Source organism: Enterobacter sp. RHBSTW-00318 (assembly GCF_014101375.1).
Lineage (GTDB): Bacteria > Pseudomonadota > Gammaproteobacteria > Enterobacterales > Enterobacteriaceae > Enterobacter > Enterobacter ludwigii.
In genome coordinates this window covers 1,940,135-1,961,373 of sequence record NZ_JABXQH010000001.1, presented here as the reverse complement: position 1 = coordinate 1,961,373, position 21,239 = coordinate 1,940,135, and the positions used below count along the sequence as shown (strand labels likewise).

General features: G+C 56.2%; 19 protein-coding genes, 1 tRNA gene and 1 pseudogene. 18 read left to right on the top strand and 3 right to left on the bottom strand.

From position 1 onward, the window contains the following. Nucleotides 1-28: 28 nt before the first annotated feature. The 9 genes and pseudogenes from dnaQ (at nt 29) to HV157_RS09855 (ending at nt 9,127) form a co-directional block, all read left to right on the top strand. Complete coding sequence (gene dnaQ / locus HV157_RS09895; RefSeq protein WP_047356240.1) at nt 29-760, top strand: DNA polymerase III subunit epsilon; 732 nt, start codon at nt 29-31, stop codon at nt 758-760. A gap of 132 nt (nt 761-892) precedes the next feature. Further along, nucleotides 893-969 (top strand) — tRNA-Asp (locus HV157_RS09890). 387 nt (nt 970-1,356) lie between these two features. Further along, nucleotides 1,357-2,076 carry a FadR/GntR family transcriptional regulator gene (locus HV157_RS09885; protein WP_014168746.1) on the top strand — a complete coding sequence of 240 codons (720 nt, stop codon included), beginning with the start codon at nt 1,357-1,359 and terminating at the stop codon, nt 2,074-2,076. Further along, nucleotides 2,073-3,086: an ABC transporter ATP-binding protein gene (locus HV157_RS09880; protein WP_047744231.1), complete on the top strand. Its 1,014-nt coding sequence runs from the start codon at nt 2,073-2,075 to the stop codon at nt 3,084-3,086. Before HV157_RS09885 ends, HV157_RS09880 begins: the two co-directional genes overlap by 4 nt. Next, nucleotides 3,083-4,161: pseudogene (locus HV157_RS09875) on the top strand (oligopeptide/dipeptide ABC transporter ATP-binding protein). Before HV157_RS09880 ends, HV157_RS09875 begins: the two are co-directional and overlap by 4 nt. A gap of 2 nt (nt 4,162-4,163) precedes the next feature. Beyond that, the gene (locus tag HV157_RS09870) at nt 4,164-5,678 is read left to right on the top strand and encodes an ABC transporter substrate-binding protein (protein ID WP_020882796.1); all 1,515 of its coding nucleotides are present in this window, start codon (nt 4,164-4,166) and stop codon (nt 5,676-5,678) included. A gap of 18 nt (nt 5,679-5,696) precedes the next feature. Continuing rightward, nucleotides 5,697-6,638: an ABC transporter permease gene (locus tag HV157_RS09865; protein WP_020882795.1), complete on the top strand. Its 942-nt coding sequence runs from the start codon at nt 5,697-5,699 to the stop codon at nt 6,636-6,638. A gap of 2 nt (nt 6,639-6,640) precedes the next feature. After that, on the top strand, nt 6,641-7,516 hold the full coding sequence (locus tag HV157_RS09860; protein WP_025205112.1) for an ABC transporter permease: 876 nt from the start codon (nt 6,641-6,643) through the stop codon (nt 7,514-7,516). Nucleotides 7,517-7,525: 9 nt separating this feature from the next. Then, entirely contained in the window at nt 7,526-9,127 is a 1,602-nt protein-coding gene (locus tag HV157_RS09855; protein WP_020882793.1) for a gamma-glutamyltransferase family protein, read from the top strand. 41 nt (nt 9,128-9,168) lie between these two features. On the opposite strand, the gene HV157_RS09850 is transcribed toward HV157_RS09855, so the two are convergent. Continuing rightward, a complete protein-coding gene (locus HV157_RS09850) occupies nt 9,169-9,939 on the bottom strand; it encodes an amidohydrolase (RefSeq protein WP_014168753.1) in 771 nt (256 codons plus the stop codon). Between the two features lie 108 nt (nt 9,940-10,047). Beyond that, nucleotides 10,048-12,492 carry an acyl-CoA dehydrogenase FadE gene (fadE, locus tag HV157_RS09845; RefSeq protein ID WP_182268225.1) on the bottom strand — a complete coding sequence of 815 codons (2,445 nt, stop codon included), beginning with the start codon at nt 12,490-12,492 and terminating at the stop codon, nt 10,048-10,050. Nucleotides 12,493-12,731: 239 nt separating this feature from the next. Here fadE and lpcA point away from each other — a divergent pair, with 239 nt between their 5' ends. After that, nucleotides 12,732-13,310, top strand: coding sequence for a D-sedoheptulose 7-phosphate isomerase (gene lpcA, locus HV157_RS09840; protein WP_014168755.1), 579 nt, complete (start codon nt 12,732-12,734; stop codon nt 13,308-13,310). A gap of 46 nt (nt 13,311-13,356) precedes the next feature. Further along, nucleotides 13,357-14,124: a class II glutamine amidotransferase gene (locus HV157_RS09835; RefSeq protein WP_014168756.1), complete on the top strand. Its 768-nt coding sequence runs from the start codon at nt 13,357-13,359 to the stop codon at nt 14,122-14,124. Here the strand turns inward: HV157_RS09835 and dpaA are convergent. Continuing rightward, entirely contained in the window at nt 14,095-14,835 is a 741-nt protein-coding gene (gene dpaA / locus HV157_RS09830) for a peptidoglycan meso-diaminopimelic acid protein amidase (protein ID WP_014168757.1), read from the bottom strand. The genes HV157_RS09835 and dpaA overlap by 30 nt on opposite strands. Nucleotides 14,836-15,133: 298 nt before the next feature. Between dpaA and HV157_RS09825 the strand changes: the two genes are divergently transcribed. Genes HV157_RS09825 through nqrM form a run of 7 tightly spaced genes read left to right on the top strand, consistent with a single transcriptional unit; the run spans nt 15,134 to nt 21,174 of the window. Further along, nucleotides 15,134-16,477, top strand: coding sequence for a Na(+)-translocating NADH-quinone reductase subunit A (locus tag HV157_RS09825; RefSeq protein WP_182268226.1), 1,344 nt, complete (start codon nt 15,134-15,136; stop codon nt 16,475-16,477). Between the two features lie 3 nt (nt 16,478-16,480). Next, nucleotides 16,481-17,716 (top strand): NADH:ubiquinone reductase (Na(+)-transporting) subunit B, encoded by a 1,236-nt coding sequence (locus tag HV157_RS09820; protein ID WP_182378499.1) that lies wholly within the window; start codon nt 16,481-16,483, stop codon nt 17,714-17,716. Next, nucleotides 17,709-18,503 (top strand): Na(+)-translocating NADH-quinone reductase subunit C, encoded by a 795-nt coding sequence (locus HV157_RS09815; protein ID WP_020882789.1) that lies wholly within the window; start codon nt 17,709-17,711, stop codon nt 18,501-18,503. Before HV157_RS09820 ends, HV157_RS09815 begins: the two co-directional genes overlap by 8 nt. Further along, on the top strand, nt 18,496-19,134 hold the full coding sequence (locus tag HV157_RS09810; RefSeq protein ID WP_025205100.1) for an NADH:ubiquinone reductase (Na(+)-transporting) subunit D: 639 nt from the start codon (nt 18,496-18,498) through the stop codon (nt 19,132-19,134). Before HV157_RS09815 ends, HV157_RS09810 begins: the two co-directional genes overlap by 8 nt. 6 nt (nt 19,135-19,140) lie before the next feature. Further along, nucleotides 19,141-19,737, top strand: a complete 597-nt coding sequence (gene nqrE / locus HV157_RS09805) for an NADH:ubiquinone reductase (Na(+)-transporting) subunit E (RefSeq protein WP_182268228.1) — start codon at nt 19,141-19,143, stop codon at nt 19,735-19,737. 10 nt (nt 19,738-19,747) lie between these two features. Next, entirely contained in the window at nt 19,748-20,971 is a 1,224-nt protein-coding gene (nqrF, locus tag HV157_RS09800; protein WP_020882788.1) for an NADH:ubiquinone reductase (Na(+)-transporting) subunit F, read from the top strand. Continuing rightward, nucleotides 20,971-21,174 carry a (Na+)-NQR maturation NqrM gene (nqrM, locus tag HV157_RS09795; protein WP_020882787.1) on the top strand — a complete coding sequence of 68 codons (204 nt, stop codon included), beginning with the start codon at nt 20,971-20,973 and terminating at the stop codon, nt 21,172-21,174. Before nqrF ends, nqrM begins: the two co-directional genes overlap by 1 nt. Nucleotides 21,175-21,239: the final 65 nt, after the last annotated feature.

Below are 21,239 nucleotides of genomic sequence, written 5' to 3'. Positions count from 1 at the left end.
AACGATAAGTCTGACATAAATGACCGCTATGAGCACTGCAATTACTCGCCAGATTGTCCTCGATACCGAAACCACCGGTATGAACCAGATCGGCGCGCACTACGAAGGGCACAAGATCATCGAGATCGGTGCCGTTGAAGTGGTGAACCGTCGTCTTACGGGGAACAACTTCCATGTCTACCTCAAACCCGACCGACTGGTGGACCCAGAAGCGTTCGGCGTGCACGGTATCGCCGATGAGTTCTTGCTGGATAAACCGACCTTTGCGGAAGTGGCAGACGAGTTTCTGGAATATATCAAAGGCGCCGAGCTTATCATTCACAACGCGTCGTTCGATATCGGCTTTATGGACTATGAGTTCAGTAAGCTCCATCGTGATATTCCGAAAACGAACACGTTCTGTAAGGTGACCGATAGCCTGGCGCTGGCAAGGAAAATGTTTCCTGGCAAGCGTAACAGCCTGGATGCGCTCTGTTCTCGCTATGAAATAGATAACACCAAGCGAACGTTGCACGGCGCATTGCTCGATGCCCAGATCCTGGCGGATGTCTACCTGGCGATGACCGGTGGTCAGACGTCCATGAAGTTCAGCATGGAAAATGAATCGCAGCAGACGCAGGGGGAAGCGGGGATTCAACGCGTTGTTCGCCAGGCCAGTCGTTTGCGAGTGGTTTTAGCCAATGATGAAGAGTTACTTAACCATGAATCCCGTCTTGATTTAGTGCAGAAGAAAGGCGGAAGCTGCATGTGGCGGGCCTGAAAAAGGGCCGGAATGCCTGTAAAATCATCGTATGGGTGAATTTTGCAGCAAACGATTCAAAACGTGAGAAAAAGCGTTGACGAGTCCGGAGGCAAACCGTAATATGCGCCTCGTTCCCCCAGCGGGAACAGTGGAGCGGTAGTTCAGTCGGTTAGAATACCTGCCTGTCACGCAGGGGGTCGCGGGTTCGAGTCCCGTCCGTTCCGCCACTATTCAGAAGGCCTGAATCAGAAATGATTCAGGCCTTCGTCGTTTCTGCGTCTGCAAATCTTCTTTATCCGCCCCCCCTGTCTTTATTAACAAAAAGTTAATATCTGTGGTGCAATTAATTAACATTTGATCAATGATAGTGCACATTTTGCACCGTATTTGTGCATTTTGCCACCGATTGATTTTTTGGCAGCGGAGCAGATGTGTAATTTTGTAAAAAATAATTCACAGAAAATCATTCGCTTATCTCCATCCCTTCAGAAAGTTCATGAACCAATGCTTTATTGGTTCGTTTATTGCTTAATCATTAGCACGGTAAGTAGCACGTCATATCAATAGCTTATCGTTAATAAAAATAAAGTAATGATGATAGCGAGCGAACCAATATGGAAAAACCGTCACGGTTTCTGGCCAATTCCAGCACCGCGCTTGAGCAGCTGCGCGGACTGATCAACCAGCATGAGTCAACACCAGGCACTCCGCTGCCCACTGAACGTGAGCTGTCGGAGACTCTCGGCGTGGGACGACGTGAAGTACGTCGTGCGCTGGATGTGCTGGAAGAGGAGGGGCGGATCTGGCGTAAACAGGGCAAAGGGACCTTTATAGGCCCGTCTGCACCTGTTGAACCTCTGGCCCTTCAGGGATTGGTTCAGCAAACCAACCTTCTGGAAGTCATGGAAGCTCGTCTACAGCTCGAACCCGGCTTAGCCCGGCTTGCGGCACTGCGTGCCACCAGGGAAAACCTCGCGCTTATGCAGCGCATGCTGGAACGCATTGATAAGGTCAGCCCGGACGACCGCGATCTCAACGAACTCTGGGATAGCGCATTTCACCGCGCCATTGCCGAGGCTGCCGGTAATCGCCTGATGCTTGGCCTGTTTGATGCCATTGATGCCGTCAGACGTGAACCGGGCTGGCAGCATTTGCGCGAATTAGCCCGTACACCCGAGCGGGTTGATCACTACAACGACCATCATCAAAAAATCATGTCTGCGATTATCCATCGCCAGCCTAATGAAGCAGCGGCCGCCATGCGCGAACACCTGCTTAGCCTGCAGTCAGCCCTGATTCAGGCTATTCACCTTGAGGACGACTTCACGCTATGACGACGATCCCGTTTAAGGACCCCACGCCTGTACTGCGGCTGCAAAAGCTTAACGTAACGTTCGCCGGCTCTCCGGTGAGCGTGCTTGATGGTATTTCACTGACGGTCAACGCGGGAGAAACGCTGGCGCTGGTGGGGGAATCCGGCTGCGGGAAAAGTATCACCTCATTAGCGCTGATGGGCTTACTGCCCGCCAGCGCACAGATCGTCAGCGGCGAGATGCAGTTCCGTCGTCACGACTTACGAAAGCTTTCACCGCGGGAATATGCCGATCTTCGCGGCAGCGAACTGGCAATGATTTTCCAGGAGCCAATGACCTCGCTCAACCCTGCCTTCACGCTGGGAGACCAGCTCAGTGAAGCGGTGATGCGCCATCAGAAACTTTCTCGTGCAGAGGCGATGAAGGTTGCGCTGCAGATTCTGGAGAAGGTGCAGATCCCGGCAGCAGAAATGCGCCTGAAAGCGTATCCGCACCAGCTTTCCGGGGGGATGCGTCAGCGCGTGATGATTGCGATGGCGCTGATTAACCATCCACGTTTGCTGATTGCCGACGAGCCGACAACCGCGCTGGATGTGACCATTCAGGCGCAGATCCTCGCGCTGCTTAATACCCTCAAAGAAGAGACCGGTACGGCGGTGTTAATGATCACCCACGATCTGGGCGTGGTGGCGGAAGTCGCGCAGCAGGTGGCGGTAATGTATGCCGGACAGGTGGTAGAGCAGGGGAGCGTGGAGGCCATTTTTGCCGACCCGCAACACCCGTACACCATAGGACTGATGGGCTCGATTCCGTCCCTCGGCGCACGTAAAGGCGCGCTTTCCACTATTCCCGGAGCCGTTCCGCTGCCGGAATCCATGCCCAAAGGGTGCCGGTTCGCTACCCGCTGCCCCTTCGCGCAAACGCGGTGTCATGACGAAAAGCCGTCGCTGACGGCGATGGGGACCGACCATCAGGTGGCCTGCTTCCGCGTGCCGCTGGAACAACATATTGCGCTGGGAGAAATTGCATGACGACGCCCATTCTTGAAGCCCGGGACCTGAGCAAGCTTTTTCCCGGCCCTAAAAAACTGTTTACCCCAGCACGTTTTGTCACCGCGGTCGATCGCGTCTCCCTCTCCGTCATGCCTGGTGAAACGCTGGCGATTGTGGGTGAGTCCGGATCCGGAAAATCGACGCTGGGCCGTCTTCTTCTGCGGCTGCTGGCGGCCAGCGAAGGACGCGTATTTTATCAGGGTGAGGAGATCACTCATGCCTCGGGAGCGCGTCTGAACCAGCTGCGGCGGGAGCTGCAGATCATCTTTCAGGATCCTTTCGCATCGTTAAACCCGCGCATGGCGGTCGAGCAGATCGTCGGTGAGCCGCTGTGGCTACACCAGTCGATGAAGAAAGCCGACAGGCAATATCGGGTGGCGGAGCTGCTTAAAACCGTAGGGCTGCCAGCGGCCTGGGCGCAACGTTATCCGCACGAATTTTCCGGAGGGCAGCGTCAGCGAATCGGTATTGCGCGTGCGCTGGCCTCCGGGCCAAAGCTGTTGCTGGGGGACGAGCCGGTCTCCGCGCTGGATGTCTCGGTTCAGGCGCAGGTGGTCAACCTGCTGGAAAGTCTGAAGCATCAGCTGGGGCTGACAATGGTGATTGTTGCCCATGGCCTGGCGGTGATTCGCCATATGAGTGACCGCGTGGCGGTGATGTATCTCGGGCAAATTGTTGAGCTTGCGACAGTCGACGAAATCTTTGATGCCCCGCTACACCCCTATACGCAGGCGTTAATCGCCTCCGCCCCCCAGATCCAGGCGCGCCGCGGGTGGCACCTCTGCTGCAGGGGGATTTACCGAACCCGGCCAGCCCACCGTCAGGCTGCCGTTTCCATACCCGTTGTCCGTATGCCACGGATGAATGTCGCCAGGTCGAGCCGATCAATCAGGTGCTGGACGGGGGACGCCAGATTGCCTGCCATCGCTGGCAGGAGATTAACCGTGATCGCAGTGTTATCCAGATAGCACCGCCATCCGCAGCCTTTCTGCGCCGCCGCGCGCTGTTTGAACACGCGGCCAATCACTCCTCCCTTCCTTCAAGGAACTCATGATAATGACAATGCGTAATTCTCTTTTGACCGTACTGGGAAGTGTTATGTTGCTTGGCGCGGCGCTGCCCGCCCATTCTGAAAGCGTACTGCGAATTGGTCTGGGTGCGGATCCGGACATGCTCGATCCGCATCTTGCGCGCACCTATTATGGCCGTTTCGTCTTTGCGTCTCTGTGCGACCGGCTGGTGGACGTGGATGAGCATCTGAAAGTGGTGCCGGGTCTGGCGAAATCGTGGGCCTGGAGTGACGACGGCAAAACGCTGACCATGGATCTGCGTGAAGGTGTGACCTTCCATGACGGTGAAAAATTTGACGCCGCCGCGGCAAAATACAACCTCGACCGCGCGCTGACGTTAAAAGGTTCGCTGCGTAAAAGTGAAATCTCGTCCGTTGAGTCCGTTGAGGTGACAGGCCCGATGCAGATTGCCCTGCATCTGAAAACACCTGATGCCGCACTGCTGATGCAGCTTACCGATCGCGCCGGGGCGATGATGGCACCCGACGCCGCGAAAAAGCCTGACTTTGCCGCCCATCCGGTCTGCTCTGGCCCCTATAAGTTCGACAGCCGCGTCTCACAGGACCGTATCGTTCTGACGCGTTTTGACAACTACTGGAACAAAGGCGCTTACCATTTCGACAAAATTATCTATCTGCCGATCCCGGATGCTTCCGTGCGTCTGGCTAACCTGCGTGCAGGGGATCTTGATCTGACTGAAGGCATTGCCGCCAGCGACGTGAAAACCGTAGAAGCCGACAGCAAACTGGCGCTGGCGAAGGTGACCGGTCTGGGTTATCAGGGCATTACCTTCAATATCAATAACGGCAAGGTCCCGGCGAACGATCCGTTTAAGGATGCCCGCGTGCGTGAGGCATTTTCTCAGGCAATCGATCGCGATGCGTTAAATCAGGTGGTCTTCGAGGGACTGTACACCCCGGCAAACCAGGCGTTTTCTACCGTAAGTCCGTATCACGTTAACCTGCCGGTGCCACCACGCGATGTCGACAAAGCCAAAGCGCTGTTGAAAGCGGCAGGCGTCACTACGCCGCTGAATGTCAATCTGCTGGTGCCCAACAACCCAACTTCACAGCAGGTCGGTCAGGTACTGCAGGCGATGGTCGCAGAGGCTGGCTTTAACCTGAACCTGCAAATGACCGAGTTCGCCACGCTGCTCGACCGTCAGCAAAGCGGTGATTATCAGCTGAGCTTCTCTGGCTGGTCGGGTCGTCCGGATCCGGATGGCAGCATCTACGGCTTCATTAACAGCAAAGGCACCCTTAACGACGGCCGTTACAGTAACGCGCAGGTGGATGAATGGCTGACGCAGGCGCGCCTGAGCAACGACAAAGCCGTCCGTCAGCCGCTGTACGACAAGGTGGTGAAACAGCTGCAGACGGATATGCCCATCGCCTACCTCTATTTTGAACCGCGTATTTTTGGTCTGAACAAGAGCGTGCAGGGCTTTAAACCGTATCCGGACGGCATTGTGCGTCTGGCTGGCCTGACGCTGGCGAAATAACTGGCCTGAGGAGAACCCATGCTGGAACTGATTTGCAAACGTCTGCTGCTGGCCATCCCGACCTTACTGTTGGTGAGTATGATGGTGTTCGGCCTGCAAAAACTGCTGCCCGGCGATCCGCTGATCGCCATGGCCGGGGAGGAGCGCGATCCGGCGGTGATCGCCCAGCTGCGTGCTGAGCTCAATCTCGATGCGCCCATCCCTGTGCAGTACTTCAACTGGCTGACGCGCGCGCTGCAGGGCGATCTTGGTGTCTCCTTACGCACTCACGAGCCGGTCACCCAGCTCATTGCCAGCAAACTGCCGGTGACGCTGGAGCTGTCGCTGCTGGCGATGATCATCGCGCTGGTGTTTGGCATCAGCATGGGGATCCTCGCGGCGGTCAACAAAAACAGCTGGGTCGATCACGGTGCCAACTTTGTGGCGATCTCGGGGATCTCGATACCGCATTTCTGGCTCGGGATCCTGTTGATTCTGGTCTTCTCGGTCAATCTGCAATGGCTGCCAGCGTCGGGATTCGTGCCGTTTAGTGAAGATCCGATCCAGAACCTGCGTACGCTGTTGTTGCCTGCCTCGGTACTGGGAACGGGGCTGGCGGCCACGCTGATGCGCCATACCCGCGCCTCCATGATCGCGGTAATGAAGGCCGATTACATCCGCACCGCACGGGCTAAAGGGCTGTTGCCAAAGGCGGTGATTTTAAAGCATGCGTTTCGCAATGCGCTGGTTCCGGTGATCACCCTGACCACGCTGCTGTTCGGCGAACTGCTGGGTGGCGCGGTACTGACCGAACAGGTCTTCACCATTCCAGGGTTCGGCAAGATGATCGTCGATTCGGTCTTTAACCGTGACTATGCGGTGGTGCAGGGGGTGGTGCTTATCGTGGCGATCGGTTTCCTGCTGCTGAATCTGCTGGCCGACGTGCTTTACGTTCTTATCAACCCGAAAATGCGAGGTTAAGCATGGCGGAACTGACAACTCAAACCATTGCCGCGGTTCAGCCCCGTGCGCAGAACCGGGTGCTGAAGAAATTTCTCGCCAATAAAAGCGCGGTGATGGGTGCCGTAGTGGTGGGCTTTTTTGTGCTGGTGGCACTGCTGGCGCCGTGGATCGCGCCTTTTGATCCGGTGAAAGCCAATTTCCTGGCGGTGCGTAAAGCGCCTTCGGTGATGTACTGGTTTGGGACCGATGAACTGGGCCGCGATATTTTGTCCCGCATTATCTGGGGGGCGAGAACGTCGTTGATGGCTGGCTGTATGTCGGTGGTGATCGCCGTGGTCATTGGCGTTCCGCTGGGGCTGGTGGCGGGTTACTTCCAGAAGATGTGGGACGGCGTGATCTCGCGTTTTATTGAAGCGCTGCTGGCCTGTCCGTTCCTGATCATGGCGATCGCGCTCGGGGCGTTTCTGGGCCCAAGCCTGACCAACGCCATGATCGCCATTGGCCTCTCCGCAATGCCGATCTTCGCCCGCCTGACGCGCGGCCAGGTGATCGCCATTCGCAACGAAGAGTATATCGACGGCGCGAGGGCGATTGGCCTGCCGGATCGCTGGATCATCATTAAGTATGTGCTGCCCAATGTGATGTCTCCGATTCTGGTGCAGGCCACGCTGGCCATTGCCTCGGCAATCATTGCTGAAGCCAGTTTGTCGTTTCTGGGGTTAGGCCAGCAGCCGCCGAACCCGTCATGGGGCTCAATGCTTAATACCGCGAAAGGTTTCCTTGAGCAGGCTCCGTGGATGTCTGTATTCCCCGGTGTGGCGATTTTTCTTGCCGTGCAGGGCTTTAATTTACTCGGCGACGGGCTGCGCGATGCGCTCGATCCGCGCCATGACTAAGGAGTCATGATGACCAAAGCGCTTGATTTCACTTCCGGTTACGATTCACGACGCCCACCGATGATGGGCCACAACGCCGTGGCGACATCTCAGCCGCTGGCGGCCCAGGCGGGAATGAAAATGCTGCAGCTCGGCGGGAACGCGGTTGATGCGGCGGTTGCAACCGCCATGGCGTTGACGGTGGTTGAACCCACCGGCAACGGTATTGGCAGCGATGCCTTTGCCATCGTCTGGGATGGTGAAAAACTCCACGGCCTGAACGCCTCAGGCCGCTCGCCTGCCAGCTGGCATGCGGATCTGTTTGCCGGTAAAACCGCGGTGCCGGAAATTGGCTGGGACGCCGTCACCGTGCCGGGTGCGGTTTCGGGCTGGGTGGCGCTGGCAGAACGTTTTGGCACGCTGCCGCTCACTACGCTGGCGCAACCGGCCATCGAGTATGCGCGTAACGGTTTTCCGGTCTCCCCGTTGATTGGCCATCTCTGGCAGCGGGGTTATAACAAGCTGAAAGATCAGCCAGGCTTTAGCGCCTGCTTTGCACCGGAAGGGCGTGCTCCCCGGGTTGGCGAGATCTTCCGTAACCCGGCGCAGGCTCATTCGCTGGAGCTGATTGCCAGAACCAACGGTGAAGCGTTTTACCGCGGCGAGCTGGCGCAGAAAATTGCCGCTTTCGCGAAAGAGCATGGCGCGCACCTGACGGCAGAGGATTTGGCCAATCATCGTGTGGACTGGGTAGAACTGCTGTCGCGTGATTTTGCCGGTGGTTCGGTGCAGGAGCTGCCGCCAAACGGGCAGGGCATCGCCACGCTGATTGCGCTCGGTATTCTGGAGCAGTGTGGAATTGAAAAACATCATCCGGATTCCGTGCAGTCGCTTCATCTGTCTATTGAAGCGATGAAACTGGCGCTGGCGGATCTCGATCGCTACGTCGCTGATGAAGAACACATGGAGTTTGCGGCCCAGGCGTTGCTGAGCGATCGTTACCTGGCGTCGCGCGCGGCGCTTATCGACCCCGATAACGCCTCCGATTTCGTCTACGGTTCGCCGACGCAGAGCGGCACGGTCTACCTGAGCGCTGCAGATTCCAGCGGTATGATGATCTCCTTTATTCAGTCCAACTATATGGGCTTTGGATCCGGGATTGTGGTGCCGGAGACCGGGATCAGTCTGCAAAACCGCGGCTGTGGCTTTGTGCTGGATCCAAACCATCCGAATGCGCTGGCGGGCAGTAAGCGTCCGTTCCACACCATCATTCCGGGCTTTGCGATGGACGGCAACGGTAAACCGCTGATGTCCTTTGGCGTCATGGGCGGGCCAATGCAGGCGCAGGGGCATATGCAGATGGCGCTGCGCATCATGCTGCACGGGCAAAACCCACAGGCGGCAATTGATGCGCCTCGCTGGCGCGTGGTGCAGGGCAGGGAAGTGATCGTCGAATCGACGTTCGATCGCAATACTATCGCCGCACTGCGTGAGCGCGGGCACCAGATCGTGGTGGAAGATCCGCTCCAGGATTACAACTTCGGCGGCGCGCAGGTGATTTATCGTATGCCGGAAGGGCACTATGTGGCGGCGACAGAGAGCCGCAAAGACGGGCAGGCGCTGGTGAGTTAATGATGTCCCCTCCCTCTACCTGTGAGAGGGAGGGGAAACCGTTATCCAATGCTAAAGGGATCCGCATCCTGCCAGGCCGGAAACTTCTCGCGATATTCCTTCAGGGCCGTCAGTGACAACTCAGCATCAATGCGCGTTGCCTGATGCGGCTCGGCGGTGGCAATAATTTCACCCTGCGGGTTCACCACCCGGCTATCCCCCCGATAATGATGCCCGTTGCCATCGGTCCCCACGCGGTTACAGCCGACCACATACGCCTGGTTTTCAATGGCGCGTGCGACCAGCAGCGACTGCCAGTGCAGGGAGCGCGGGGCAGGCCAGTTGGCGACATACAGCGCCAGGTCGTAATCGTTGCGGTTGCGTGACCACACCGGGAAGCGCAGGTCGTAGCAAACCAGCGGCAGAATACGCCAGCCGCGCCATTCGAACACCACGCGCGCATCACCCGCTTCATAGTGATGATGTTCATCTGCCATGCGGAACAGATGGCGTTTATCATAGAAATGCACTTTCCCTTCCGGCTCGACCAGCAGGAAGCGGTTGACCGGCCCGCGTTCGGTTTGCAGCGCAGCGCTGCCGGCAATCAGCGCATTGGTTTGCTGTGCTTTGGCGTGCATCCAGGCGACCACCTCTTGCTGTGGCATTGACTGTTGCGCCGCTTCCATGGCGAAGCCGGTAGTGAACATCTCCGGCAGGACAATCACATCACGCCCGGTAATGCCTTCCAGTTGACGATCAAAGTGGCGCAGGTTGGCAGGGCCGTCCATCCACACTAAAGGTTGCTGCAAAATCGAAATCTTCAGACCAGGCACAATTCAGACTCCTCAAACGACCACTTTTTGACACTGTAGCACGACATAAAGAGAAAATGTGGCAATAAAAAACCCCGCGCGTGGCGGGGTTTGTAGAAGCGAAACGCGTTATGCAGCTTCAGGTTTGCGGACCTTCTCCGGCAGCTTTACCGGCTGTGTCGCCAGCTCATCCGGGTCGAAATCATCCACGTTAATGCTGCGCAGACGGCTCTCTTCGGCTTTCACCAGCAGAGCGGCTTCATCATTGTTGATGATCCCGCCCGTCAGGGCCTGTTTCGCCAGTTCATCCAGGCGGGTGAACGGCAGGTTTTTGCCCAGCTGTTTGCAGATCTTCTGGTGGATGGGATCGGCAGCCATCACGTCCAGCAGCGCTTCTTCCAGCAGACCAACCGGGTTATGCGGCGTGGGAGCCAGATACTGACCGCGGCCGATACGGGAACGGGTTGCGCTCGGTACCTGCAGGATCTTCGCCACTTTGTGATCCAGTTTGTCAGACGGGGCCAGATGATGACGACCGGTCGGGAAGATCACCACGCGAAGGGCGCCTGCAACAAAGCGGTTCGGGAAGTTCGCCAGCAGATCGTCAATGGCCTGTTCCGCCTGATACATCGCATCCTGAACACCCCAGTGAACCAGCGGCAGATCGGCTTCCTGACGGCCTTCATCGTCGTAGCGTTTCAGGACCGCAGAGGCCAGGAAGATTTGGCTCAGCACATCACCCAGACGGGCAGAGATACGCTCGCGACGCTTCAGGCTACCGCCCAGCACCGCCATAGAAACATCTGACAGCAGAGCGAGGTTGGCGCTCAGGCGGTTAAGATGCTGGTAATAACGCTTGGTCGCATCACCGGTTGGCGTGGTGCTGGTAAGACCGCGCGTCAGACCCAGCCAGAAGCTGCGTACTTTATTACTGCCCACGTGACCGATATGTTTGAACAGCAGCTTGTCGAAGGCATCCACGTCGTTATTCTGCGCGGCGGCCATCTCTTCCAGCACATAAGGATGGCAACGGATTGCCCCCTGGCCGAAGATCATCATGCTGCGGGTCAGGATGTTTGCCCCTTCAACGGTGATGGCAATCGGTGCGCCCTGGTAGCCGCGCGCCAGGAAGTTACCCTCGCCGAGCATGATGCCTTTACCGCCCGCGATATCCATTGCATCAATGATTGACTGCTGTGCGCGGTGGGTACAGTGATACTTCACGATAGCTGACAGCACGGCCGGTTTTTCGCCCAGCATAATGCCGTAGGTAATCAGGGAGGCGGCAGCATCCATCACGTAGGCGTTGCCTGCGATACGTGCCAGCGGCTCTTCGATCCCTTCCATCTTGCCGATAGAGATTTTGAACTGACGGCGGATATGGGCGTATGCACCAATCCCCATCGCGACAGATTTCAAACCACCGGTCGAGTTCGACGGCAGGGTAATACCGCGGCCAACCGACAGACATTCCACCAGCATGCGCCAGCCCTGACCGGCCATTTTTGGACCACCGATGATGTAGTCAATCGGTACAAAGATATCCTTGCCGCGGGTTGGGCCGTTCTGGAACGGTACGTTCAGCGGGAAGTGGCGACGACCAATTTCAACGCCTGGGGTGGAGGTTGGGATCAGCGCACAGGTAATGCCCAGATCTTCTTCACCGCCCAGCAGTTTTTCCGGATCGGAGAGCTTAAAGGCCAGTCCCAGCACGGTCGCGATAGGGGCGAGCGTAATATAACGTTTGTTCCAGGTCAGGCGCATACCCAGCACCTGTTGGCCCTGCCATTCACCCATGCAGACGACGCCGGTATCCGGGATCGCACCCGCATCGGAACCCGCTTCCGGGCTGGTCAACGCGAAGCATGGAATTTCCTGGCCGCGTGCCAGACGCGGCAGGTAGTGATCTTTCTGCTCTTCGGTACCGTAGTGTTGCAGCAGTTCACCCGGGCCTAACGAGTTCGGCACGCCAACGGTGATCGCCAGGATCCCAGAAACGCCTGCCAGTTTTTGCAGGACGCGTGCCTGAGCGTAAGCGGAGAACTCCAGACCGCCGTACTCTTTCTTAATGATCATCGCGAAGAAGCGGTGTTCTTTCAGATACGCCCACAGTTCTGGCGGCAGGTCCGCCATTTCATGGGTAATCGCGAAGTCATTTGCCATGCGGCACGCTTCTTCCACCGGACCATCAATAAAGGCCTGTTCTTCAGCGGTCAGACGCGGTTGCGGATAGTTGTGCAGCTTTTTCCAGTCCGGGTTGCCCTGGAACAGGTCGCCTTCCCACCAGGTGGTACCGGCATCAATCGCTTCTTTCTCCGTACGCGACATGGGCGGCATCACTTTGCGGAAGCCTTTGAACACCGGCGCGGAGATCATCGATTTACGCATCGGCGTAAAGTTAAACGGCAGAAGAATGATAGCCAGCGGGACTAAAAGCCAGATATTCCACAGGCCAGCGACGCCAAGCGCAGCCGTCCAGGCCAGCAGAACCAGACTGCTCAGGAATAAACTCACCCGGTGATAGAACAGCACACCGAGCAGAACAACGGTTGCGAGAATGCTCAAAATCATCATAAAGAAAAGCTCCCTTGCTTGTAGGAGGTCTGACCACTTGTGATGATATGGTTGTAGTTGATGTTATTTCCTTTAGCAATGTGTTTACAAAATAATTACAACCTGGTTCACATTGTTCAGGTTTAAGCCGGCACGAAAACGCAAAACGCCAGACGATTCGCATGGCTTTAGCTTCTCGCTTTTCCCGCTATCCGGTACACTCCACTGTGTTATTTCATCAATACTGAAGGATTATCCTCATGTACCAGGATCTTATTCGTAACGAACTGAACGAAGCGGCGGAAACGCTGGCTAACTTTCTGAAAGATGATGCCAATATTCACGCTATTCAGCGCGCAGCGGTCCTGCTGGCCGACAGTTTCAAGGCCGGCGGTAAAGTGCTCTCCTGTGGTAACGGTGGTTCCCACTGTGATGCGATGCACTTTGCAGAAGAGCTGACCGGGCGTTATCGTGAAAACCGTCCGGGCTACCCGGCGATTGCGATTTCCGATGTGAGCCACATTTCCTGCGTCAGTAACGATTTTGGTTATGACTATATCTTCTCTCGCTACGTTGAAGCCGTGGGCCGTGAAGGTGACGTGCTGCTGGGTATTTCGACGTCCGGAAACTCGGCTAACGTGATCAAAGCGATTGCCGCAGCGCGTGAAAAAGGGATGAAAGTCATCACCCTGACCGGTAAAGATGGCGGTAAGATGGACGGTACGGCGGATATCGAAATCCGTGTTCCACACTTCGGTTATGCTGACCGTATTCAGGAAATTCACATCAAAGTGATCCACATCCTGATCCAGCTGATCGAAAAAGAGATGGTTAAGTAAGACTTCGCTGGGGGCATGATTGCCCCCGCTGTTGTGGAGGTGATGTATGTGCGAATTGCTCGGGATGAGCGCCAATGTGCCAACCGATATCTGCTTTAGCTTCACCGGGCTCGTTCAGCGCGGCGGGGGCACCGGGCCGCATAAAGACGGCTGGGGCATTACCTTCTACGAAGGCAAAGGATGTCGCACATTCAAAGATCCCCAGCCCAGCTTTAATTCCCCGATTGCCAGACTGGTGCAGGACTATCCCATTAAGTCCCGCTCGGTGATTGCCCACATCCGTCAGGCAAACCGTGGGGAAGTGGCGCTGGAAAATACCCACCCGTTCACCCGCGAGCTGTGGGGCCGTCACTGGACCTACGCGCACAATGGCCAGCTCTCCGGCTATAAGTCGCTGGAGACGGGCAATTTCCGTCCGGTCGGTGAGACCGACAGCGAAAAAGCGTTTTGCTGGCTGCTGCACAAGCTGACGCAGCGTTATCCGCGCACGCCCGGCAACATGACCGCCGTCTTCAAATACATTGCGTCGCTGGCATCAGAACTGCGTGAGAAGGGCGTGTTCAACATGCTGCTGTCTGACGGGCGTTATGTGATGGCGTTCTGTTCGACCAATCTGTTCTGGATCACGCGCCGCGCGCCGTTTGGCGTCGCCAAGCTGCTCGATCAGGATGTGGAAATTGATTTTCAACGAGAGACCACACCGAATGATGTGGTCACAGTGATCGCGACCCAGCCGCTGACGGGCAACGAAACCTGGCAAAAGATTATGCCAGGCGAGTGGGTCTTATTTTGTCTCGGGGACCGAGTAGTTTGATGCCAGCTGCGGCTGGACGACTTCGTGGCTCAGCGGCTTGCTGACCACATAGCGGCCATCGACAACCGAGACAACCGGCGGCTTGTGCGTCTGCTCAAAGTAGTCGTAACCCGGTTTCAGCTGTTTCCAGAAATCCGCGTAGTAGGAGTACTTGTGACGCGCCATGTTGGCATCGGTCATGCGGAACGGGTAGATGCTGACCTGAACGTTCGGCTGACCAAAGACCAGTGCGCCGGTGACAAACTGGAAAATCTCATCAATGCCGGTATCGGTCATCGCATAACAGCCGATAGACACGCATGCACCGTGGATCATCAGGTATTTGCCTTCATAACCGTGGGCACGGTCATAGGCGTTCGGGAAGCCAATGTTAATGGCTTTATAGAAGCGGCTGTCAGGTTTTAGCTGGCTACGCTGAACGTTGTAAAACCCTTCCGGACTTTTGAAATCGCCCTGACGCTGTTTTGGCCCCAGACCACCGGAGTAGTTACAAATCTTGTAACTATCAAGCAGCTGATATGTCTCGCCCATTTTTACAAACAGATCGAGTGTGCGTTCTTCCTTGAAGATTTGAATATAAACCGGTGATCCCATTAACTGCTGTTTATATTCTTTGCTGACCGGCGTGGTTGAGCTATTGCTGCTGAGCAGCCCGGCAAACGATACGCACGGAATCAGGAGCATCGCAATGAACAATGCGATTTTACGCATACTACTAGTTCCTTGATAAAACTAAGACCAAATTGCCAGGACGGCAAAAGAGACCCGAAATCAGATTATTCTGTTAGGTGCGCTCACATTAGCACCGCCATAGATTTTCGCAAGAGCCGGGCGGTGAGTTTACAAATTAGTTTTACTTTATAAACCATCAAAATCGCGTTGGCTCCAGGAACTTTGCGTAATACCTCGCACTTTAGCGCCTGCAACCGAGGTTTTGGTGCCCGAAAAACAGCGAAAATGGTACACTTCGCTCCCTCTGGATTGAAGTTCATGGAAGCTTGCTAACCACATGTTTAAAATCAGAAAAGGACTTGATCTGCCGATTGCAGGCGTGCCCGAGCCGCACGTTTCGCCTGGCGCAAGTGTCCGCCATGTCGCCATTTTGGGCGATGACTACCTGGGAATGCGTCCCTCAATGCTGGTGCAGGAAGGCGATCGCGTCATTAAAGGACAGGCGCTCTTCGAGGACAAAAAAAATCCTGGCGTTATGTTTACGGCCCCCGCGAGCGGTACCGTGGTGGCAATCAATCGCGGTGAACGTCGCGTCCTGCAGTCGGTGGTTATCCGTATTGAAGGCGACGAACAACGTGAGTTTTCCCGTTTCGACGCAGCAGACCTCGCCGCCCTGAGCCGGGAAGCCGTTCAGGCACAACTGCTGGCGTCCGGCTTGTGGACGGCGTTTCGCACGCGACCTTTCAGCAAATCGCCTGTTCCGGACACGCTTCCGGCCGCTATTTTCGTCACCGCCATTGATACCAACCCGCTCAGCGCGGACCCGGAGCCCATTATTCTGGCGCAGCGTAACGCGTTTGATGCCGGGCTAACCGTGTTAACCCGTCTGACTTCGGGGAAGGTCCACGTCTGTCAGGCGGGCGGCGGCAAACTCGGGGGCCATCCGCAGGGGCAAGTTACGTTTAATGCGTTTGCAGGCCCGCACCCGGCGGGGTTAGTCGGAACGCATATCCACTTCCTGGAGCCGGTGAGCCTGACGAAACAGGTCTGGCATCTGAATTATCAGGACGTGATTGCCATTGGTAAGCTCTTTACCACCGGTGAACTGTGCTCTGAACGGGTGATCGCCCTCGGCGGGCCACAGGCAGCAAATCCACGCCTGGTGAAAACGCTGCTGGGTGCGGACATTAATGAACTGCTTGCCGGTGAAACGAAAGAGGGCGAAAACCGCCTGATTTCTGGCTCGGTGCTCAGTGGCCGTCATGCGGCTGGCGCGCAGGCGTATCTTGGGCGCTTCCACTTGCAGGTCAGTGTGGTTCTGGAAGGTCGCGAGAAAGAGCTGTTCGGCTGGGTTCTGCCGGGCGCTGAGAAGTATTCCGTGACCCGCACTACCCTTGGGCACTTCCTGCGTCGCAAACTCTTTAATTTCTCGACCAGCACCCACGGCGGAGAGCGCGCCATGGTTCCGATTGGCAACTACGAGCGCGTTATGCCGCTGGATATTCTGCCAACTCTGCTACTGCGCGATCTACTGGCCGGCGACACCGACAGTGCCCAGGCGCTGGGGTGCCTCGAGCTTGACGAAGAAGATCTGGCGCTCTGTACCTATGTCTGTCCGGGAAAATACGAATATGGACCGGTATTGCGCGAGGTGTTAACCCGCATTGAGCAGGAAGGATAACTGATGGGCTTAAAACACCTCTTTGAAAAAATAGAGCCGCACTTTACGCACGGGAAGCTCAGGAAGTACTACCCGCTGTATGAAGCAACGGCGACCATTTTCTACACGCCGGGGCTGGTCACAAAAGGGGCGGCACACGTCCGCGATGCTATCGACCTCAAACGAATGATGATTCTGGTCTGGTTTGCGGTCTTCCCGGCCATGTTCTGGGGTATGTACAACGTTGGCCTGCAGACCATTCCGGCGCTGCATCATTTATATGATGCCCCACAGCTGGCTCAGGTTATCCAGTCGGACTGGCACTACCGACTGGCTCAGACATTGGGGGTCAGCTTTGCAGCCGATGCCGGCTGGATAAGCATGATGACGCTGGGAGCCGTATTCTTCCTGCCAATCTACATCACGGTGTTTATCGTGGGGGGCTTCTGGGAAGTGCTGTTCGCCATCATTCGCAAACATGAGATCAACGAAGGCTTCTTCGTGACGTCGATTCTGTTTGCCCTGATTGTTCCACCAACGCTGCCGCTTTGGCAGGCGGCACTGGGGATCAGTTTTGGCGTGGTGATTGCCAAGGAGATCTTCGGTGGCACCGGGCGCAACTTCCTCAACCCGGCACTGGCCGGGCGAGCTTTCCTGTTCTTTGCGTATCCGGTGCAAATCTCGGGCGACCTGGTGTGGACGGCCGCGGATGGGTTCTCGGGTGCGACGCCGCTTTCGCAGTGGGCCGCGCACGGGGGCGAAACGCTGGTTAACAACGCCACGGGTCAACCCGTGACCTGGCTGGATGCCTTTATTGGCAACATTCCCGGCTCTATTGGGGAAGTTTCCACGCTGATGATTTTACTCGGTGGCGCCATCATTCTCTTCGGACGCGTCGCGTCGTGGCGCATTGTCGCAGGGGTAATGATTGGCATGGTGTTAACAGCCACGATGTTTAATTTCATCGGTTCCGCCACCAACCCGATGTTCTCCATGCCCTGGTACTGGCATCTGGTGCTGGGTGGGTTCGCTTTCGGCATGATGTTCATGGCCACCGATCCTGTCTCTGCGTCCTTTACCGACAAAGGTAAATGGAGCTATGGCGTGCTCATTGGTGCGATGTGTGTCCTGATTCGTGTGGTCAACCCGGCTTATCCGGAAGGGATGATGTTGGCCATTCTGTTTGCCAATCTGTTTGCGCCGCTCTTCGACTATCTGGTTGTGCGCGCCAACATTAAGCGGAGGAAAGCGCGTGGCTGAAAGCAAAAATAACGACAGCATCGGCAAAACGCTGCTGGTGGTGCTGGTCCTTTGCCTGGTCTGTTCCATTGTCGTGGCTGGCTCTGCCGTGGGATTAAAACCACGGCAACAGGAGCAGCGCGCGCTGGATAAACAACGCAACATCCTGGCTGTTGCCGGGTTAATGCAGGAAGGGATGAGTACAGACGACGTGGCTGAACTCTTCGCGGAGCGCATTTCGGCGCGTCTGGTGGATTTAAAAACCGGCCAGTTGCTGGATAAAGACCCGACGAAATTTAACCAGGCACTGGCGTTGAAAGACCCTGAGATGAGCCTGACGCTGGAGGCATCGCAAGATCCCGCTGGCATCAAGCGTCGCAGTAACCTCGCCGAAATTTACCTAGTGCGCGATGAGCAGAAGCGGGTGCAGGAGGTCGTGCTGCCGATATACGGCAACGGGCTGTGGTCGATGATGTACGCCTTTGTGGCACTCGATACGGATGGTCGCACGGTGAAAGGGATTACTTATTATGACCAGGGCGAAACGCCGGGGCTCGGCGGTGAGGTTGAAAACCCTAACTGGCGCGCGCAGTTTGTCGGCAAGAAAGTGCTCGACGATAACGGCCTGCCTGCCCTGAAGGTGATGAAAGGGGCTGCGCGTCCGGGTGACGAATATGCCGTAGATGGGCTTTCCGGGGCAACGCTCACGTCAAAAGGGGTGCAGCACAGTTTTGATTTCTGGATGGGCGAACTGGGCTTTGGTCCTTTCCTGAAAAACGTACGTGAAGGAGCGCTGAACAATGGCTGATACGGGTGAACTGAAAGAAGTCAAAAAGGTGCTCATCGGTCCGCTGCTGGCGAATAACCCTATTACCTTACAGGTACTGGGAGTCTGTTCGGCACTGGCGGTCACGACAAAACTGGAAACCGCGCTGGTCATGACCGTCGCGGTCACGCTGGTGACGGCATTTTCCAGCATGTTTATCTCCATGATCCGCCACCACATCCCGAATAGCGTGAGGATCATTGTGCAGATGGCGATCATCGCGTCGCTGGTGATCGTGGTCGATCAGCTACTGCGCGCTTTCGCGTATGAAACGTCAAAACAGCTCTCGGTGTTTGTCGGTCTGATTATCACCAACTGCATCGTGATGGGGCGTGCCGAAGCTTATGCGATGAAAATGCCTCCGCTGGCGAGCTTTATGGACGGGATCGGTAACGGTCTCGGTTACGGCGTTATCCTGCTGACCGTTGGGTTCCTGCGCGAGCTGATCGGCAGCGGTAAGCTGTTTGGCGTCACGGTGCTGGACACGGTACAAAACGGCGGCTGGTATCTGCCAAACGGACTCTTCCTGCTGGCCCCAAGCGCATTTTTCATTATCGGTTTGCTGATCTGGCTGATTCGTACCCTGAAGCCAGAACAGCAGGAAAAGGAGTAACCGACGATGGCTCATTACCTGAGTTTATTTGTGCGCGCGGTGTTTGTTGAAAACATGGCACTCGCGTTTTTCCTGGGCATGTGTACGTTTCTTGCCGTTTCCAAAAAGGTATCGACGGCGTTTGGTCTGGGTGTTGCGGTCACGGTGGTGCTCGGCTTATCTGTACCGATTAACAACCTGGTGTACAACTTTGTGCTGCGCGAAGGTGCGCTGGTAGACGGTGTCGATCTCAGCTTCCTGAACTTCATCACCTTTATCGGTGTGATTGCGGCGCTGGTACAAATCCTGGAGATGATCCTCGACAGGTATTTCCCGTCGCTATACAACGCGCTGGGGATTTTTCTGCCGTTGATCGCGGTGAACTGCGCCATCTTTGGTGGCGTCTCGTTTATGGTTCAGCGTGATTACAACTTCAGTGAATCCGTTGTGTATGGTTTCGGCTCCGGCATCGGCTGGATGCTGGCTATCGTTACCATGGCGGGGATCCGCGAAAAAATGAAATATGCCAATGTGCCTGCGGGTTTACGTGGCTTAGGGATCACCTTTATCACCACCGGGCTGATGGCGCTGGGCTTTATGTCCTTCTCCGGTGTGCAGCTATAAGGGCTAACAGATGGAAATTATTCTTGGCGTGGTGATGTTCACGCTGATTGTACTGGTGTTGTCAGGGCTGATTCTGGCGGCACGCGCGAAGCTGGTGAATTCCGGCGACGTAGTGATTGATATCAACGGTGAGCCGCAAAACCAGATCCGCACGCCGGCGGGGGATAAACTGCTCAATACGCTCTCCGGCAACGGGATCTTTGTCTCCTCAGCCTGCGGTGGCGGTGGCTCCTGCGGTCAGTGCCGCGTCACGGTGAAAGAGGGCGGCGGTGATATTCTGCCCACTGAGCTGGCGCATATCACGAAGCGTGAGGCGAAAGAGGGCTGCCGTCTGGCCTGCCAGGTCGCGGTGCGCCAGGACATGAAAATTGAGCTGCCGGAAGAGATCTTCGGGGTCAAAAAATGGGAGTGCGAGGTTATCTCTAACGATAACAAAGCGACTTTCATTAAAGAGCTGAAGCTGCGCGTGCCGGAAGGGGAAGATGTTCCGTTCCGGGCAGGGGGATACATCCAGATTGAGTGCCCGGATCACACCGTGGCGTATGCGGACTTCGACGTTCCGGATGAGTACCGTGCCGACTGGGACAAATTCAATCTTTTCCGTTTTGTGTCTGACGTTAAAGAACCGACGCTTCGCGCCTACTCAATGGCCAACTACCCGGACGAGAAGGGCATCATTATGCTCAACGTGCGTATCGCCACGCCGCCGCCGAATGTGCCTGATGCACCCCCAGGCGTCATGTCGTCGTATATCTGGTCCCTGAAACCGGGAGATAAGGTGACCATCTCCGGTCCGTTTGGCGAGTTCTTTGCTAAAGAGACCGAGGCTGAAATGGTCTTTATCGGTGGTGGAGCGGGCATGGCACCGATGCGTTCGCACATTTTTGACCAGCTCAAGCGCCTCGGAAGCAAGCGCAAAATCAGCTTCTGGTACGGGGCACGCTCGCTGCGAGAGATGTTCTATGATGATGAGTTTGAGCAACTGGCGCGTGAAAACCCAAACTTCACCTTCCATGTGGCCCTCTCCGATCCGCAACCGGAAGATAACTGGACCGGCCACACGGGGTTCATCCACAACGTACTTTATGAAAACTACCTCAAGCAGCATCCTGCGCCAGAGGATTGCGAATTTTACATGTGTGGGCCGCCAGTGATGAACGCTGCAGTCATTAAGATGCTAAAAGATCTGGGTGTGGAAGATGAGAACATCCTGCTGGATGACTTCGGGGGGTGATGATGCTGACGTTTCTGGCAACTTTCGCGGTTTTTTTGCTTGTTGTACTCGGCATGTCTCTGGGCTGGATCATAAAGCGTAAAAGCATTCAGGGCAGCTGTGGTGGTATCTCCGCGCTCGGGATGGAAAAAGTGTGCGACTGCCCCGAACCCTGCGACGCCCGTAAAAAACGCATGGCGCGCGAGGCCCGGCGGATCCTGTAGTGAGTCCGGTGTTTGCCCTCTTCCTGGAGGAGAGGGGAAACACACTTCTCAACTCTCATTTCTTT

Coding starts and splice junctions, on each gene's coding strand:
- dnaQ (WP_047356240.1), top strand. CDS start 29: ATGAGCACTGCAATTACTCGCCAGATTGTCCTCGATACCGAAACCACC.
- HV157_RS09885 (WP_014168746.1), top strand. CDS start 1,357: ATGGAAAAACCGTCACGGTTTCTGGCCAATTCCAGCACCGCGCTTGAG.
- HV157_RS09880 (WP_047744231.1), top strand. CDS start 2,073: ATGACGACGATCCCGTTTAAGGACCCCACGCCTGTACTGCGGCTGCAA.
- HV157_RS09870 (WP_020882796.1), top strand. CDS start 4,164: ATGACAATGCGTAATTCTCTTTTGACCGTACTGGGAAGTGTTATGTTG.
- HV157_RS09865 (WP_020882795.1), top strand. CDS start 5,697: ATGCTGGAACTGATTTGCAAACGTCTGCTGCTGGCCATCCCGACCTTA.
- HV157_RS09860 (WP_025205112.1), top strand. CDS start 6,641: ATGGCGGAACTGACAACTCAAACCATTGCCGCGGTTCAGCCCCGTGCG.
- HV157_RS09855 (WP_020882793.1), top strand. CDS start 7,526: ATGACCAAAGCGCTTGATTTCACTTCCGGTTACGATTCACGACGCCCA.
- fadE (WP_182268225.1), bottom strand. CDS start 12,492: ATGATGATTTTGAGCATTCTCGCAACCGTTGTTCTGCTCGGTGTGCTG.
- lpcA (WP_014168755.1), top strand. CDS start 12,732: ATGTACCAGGATCTTATTCGTAACGAACTGAACGAAGCGGCGGAAACG.
- HV157_RS09835 (WP_014168756.1), top strand. CDS start 13,357: ATGTGCGAATTGCTCGGGATGAGCGCCAATGTGCCAACCGATATCTGC.
- dpaA (WP_014168757.1), bottom strand. CDS start 14,835: ATGCGTAAAATCGCATTGTTCATTGCGATGCTCCTGATTCCGTGCGTA.
- HV157_RS09825 (WP_182268226.1), top strand. CDS start 15,134: ATGTTTAAAATCAGAAAAGGACTTGATCTGCCGATTGCAGGCGTGCCC.
- HV157_RS09820 (WP_182378499.1), top strand. CDS start 16,481: ATGGGCTTAAAACACCTCTTTGAAAAAATAGAGCCGCACTTTACGCAC.
- HV157_RS09810 (WP_025205100.1), top strand. CDS start 18,496: ATGGCTGATACGGGTGAACTGAAAGAAGTCAAAAAGGTGCTCATCGGT.
- nqrE (WP_182268228.1), top strand. CDS start 19,141: ATGGCTCATTACCTGAGTTTATTTGTGCGCGCGGTGTTTGTTGAAAAC.
- nqrF (WP_020882788.1), top strand. CDS start 19,748: ATGGAAATTATTCTTGGCGTGGTGATGTTCACGCTGATTGTACTGGTG.
- nqrM (WP_020882787.1), top strand. CDS start 20,971: ATGATGCTGACGTTTCTGGCAACTTTCGCGGTTTTTTTGCTTGTTGTA.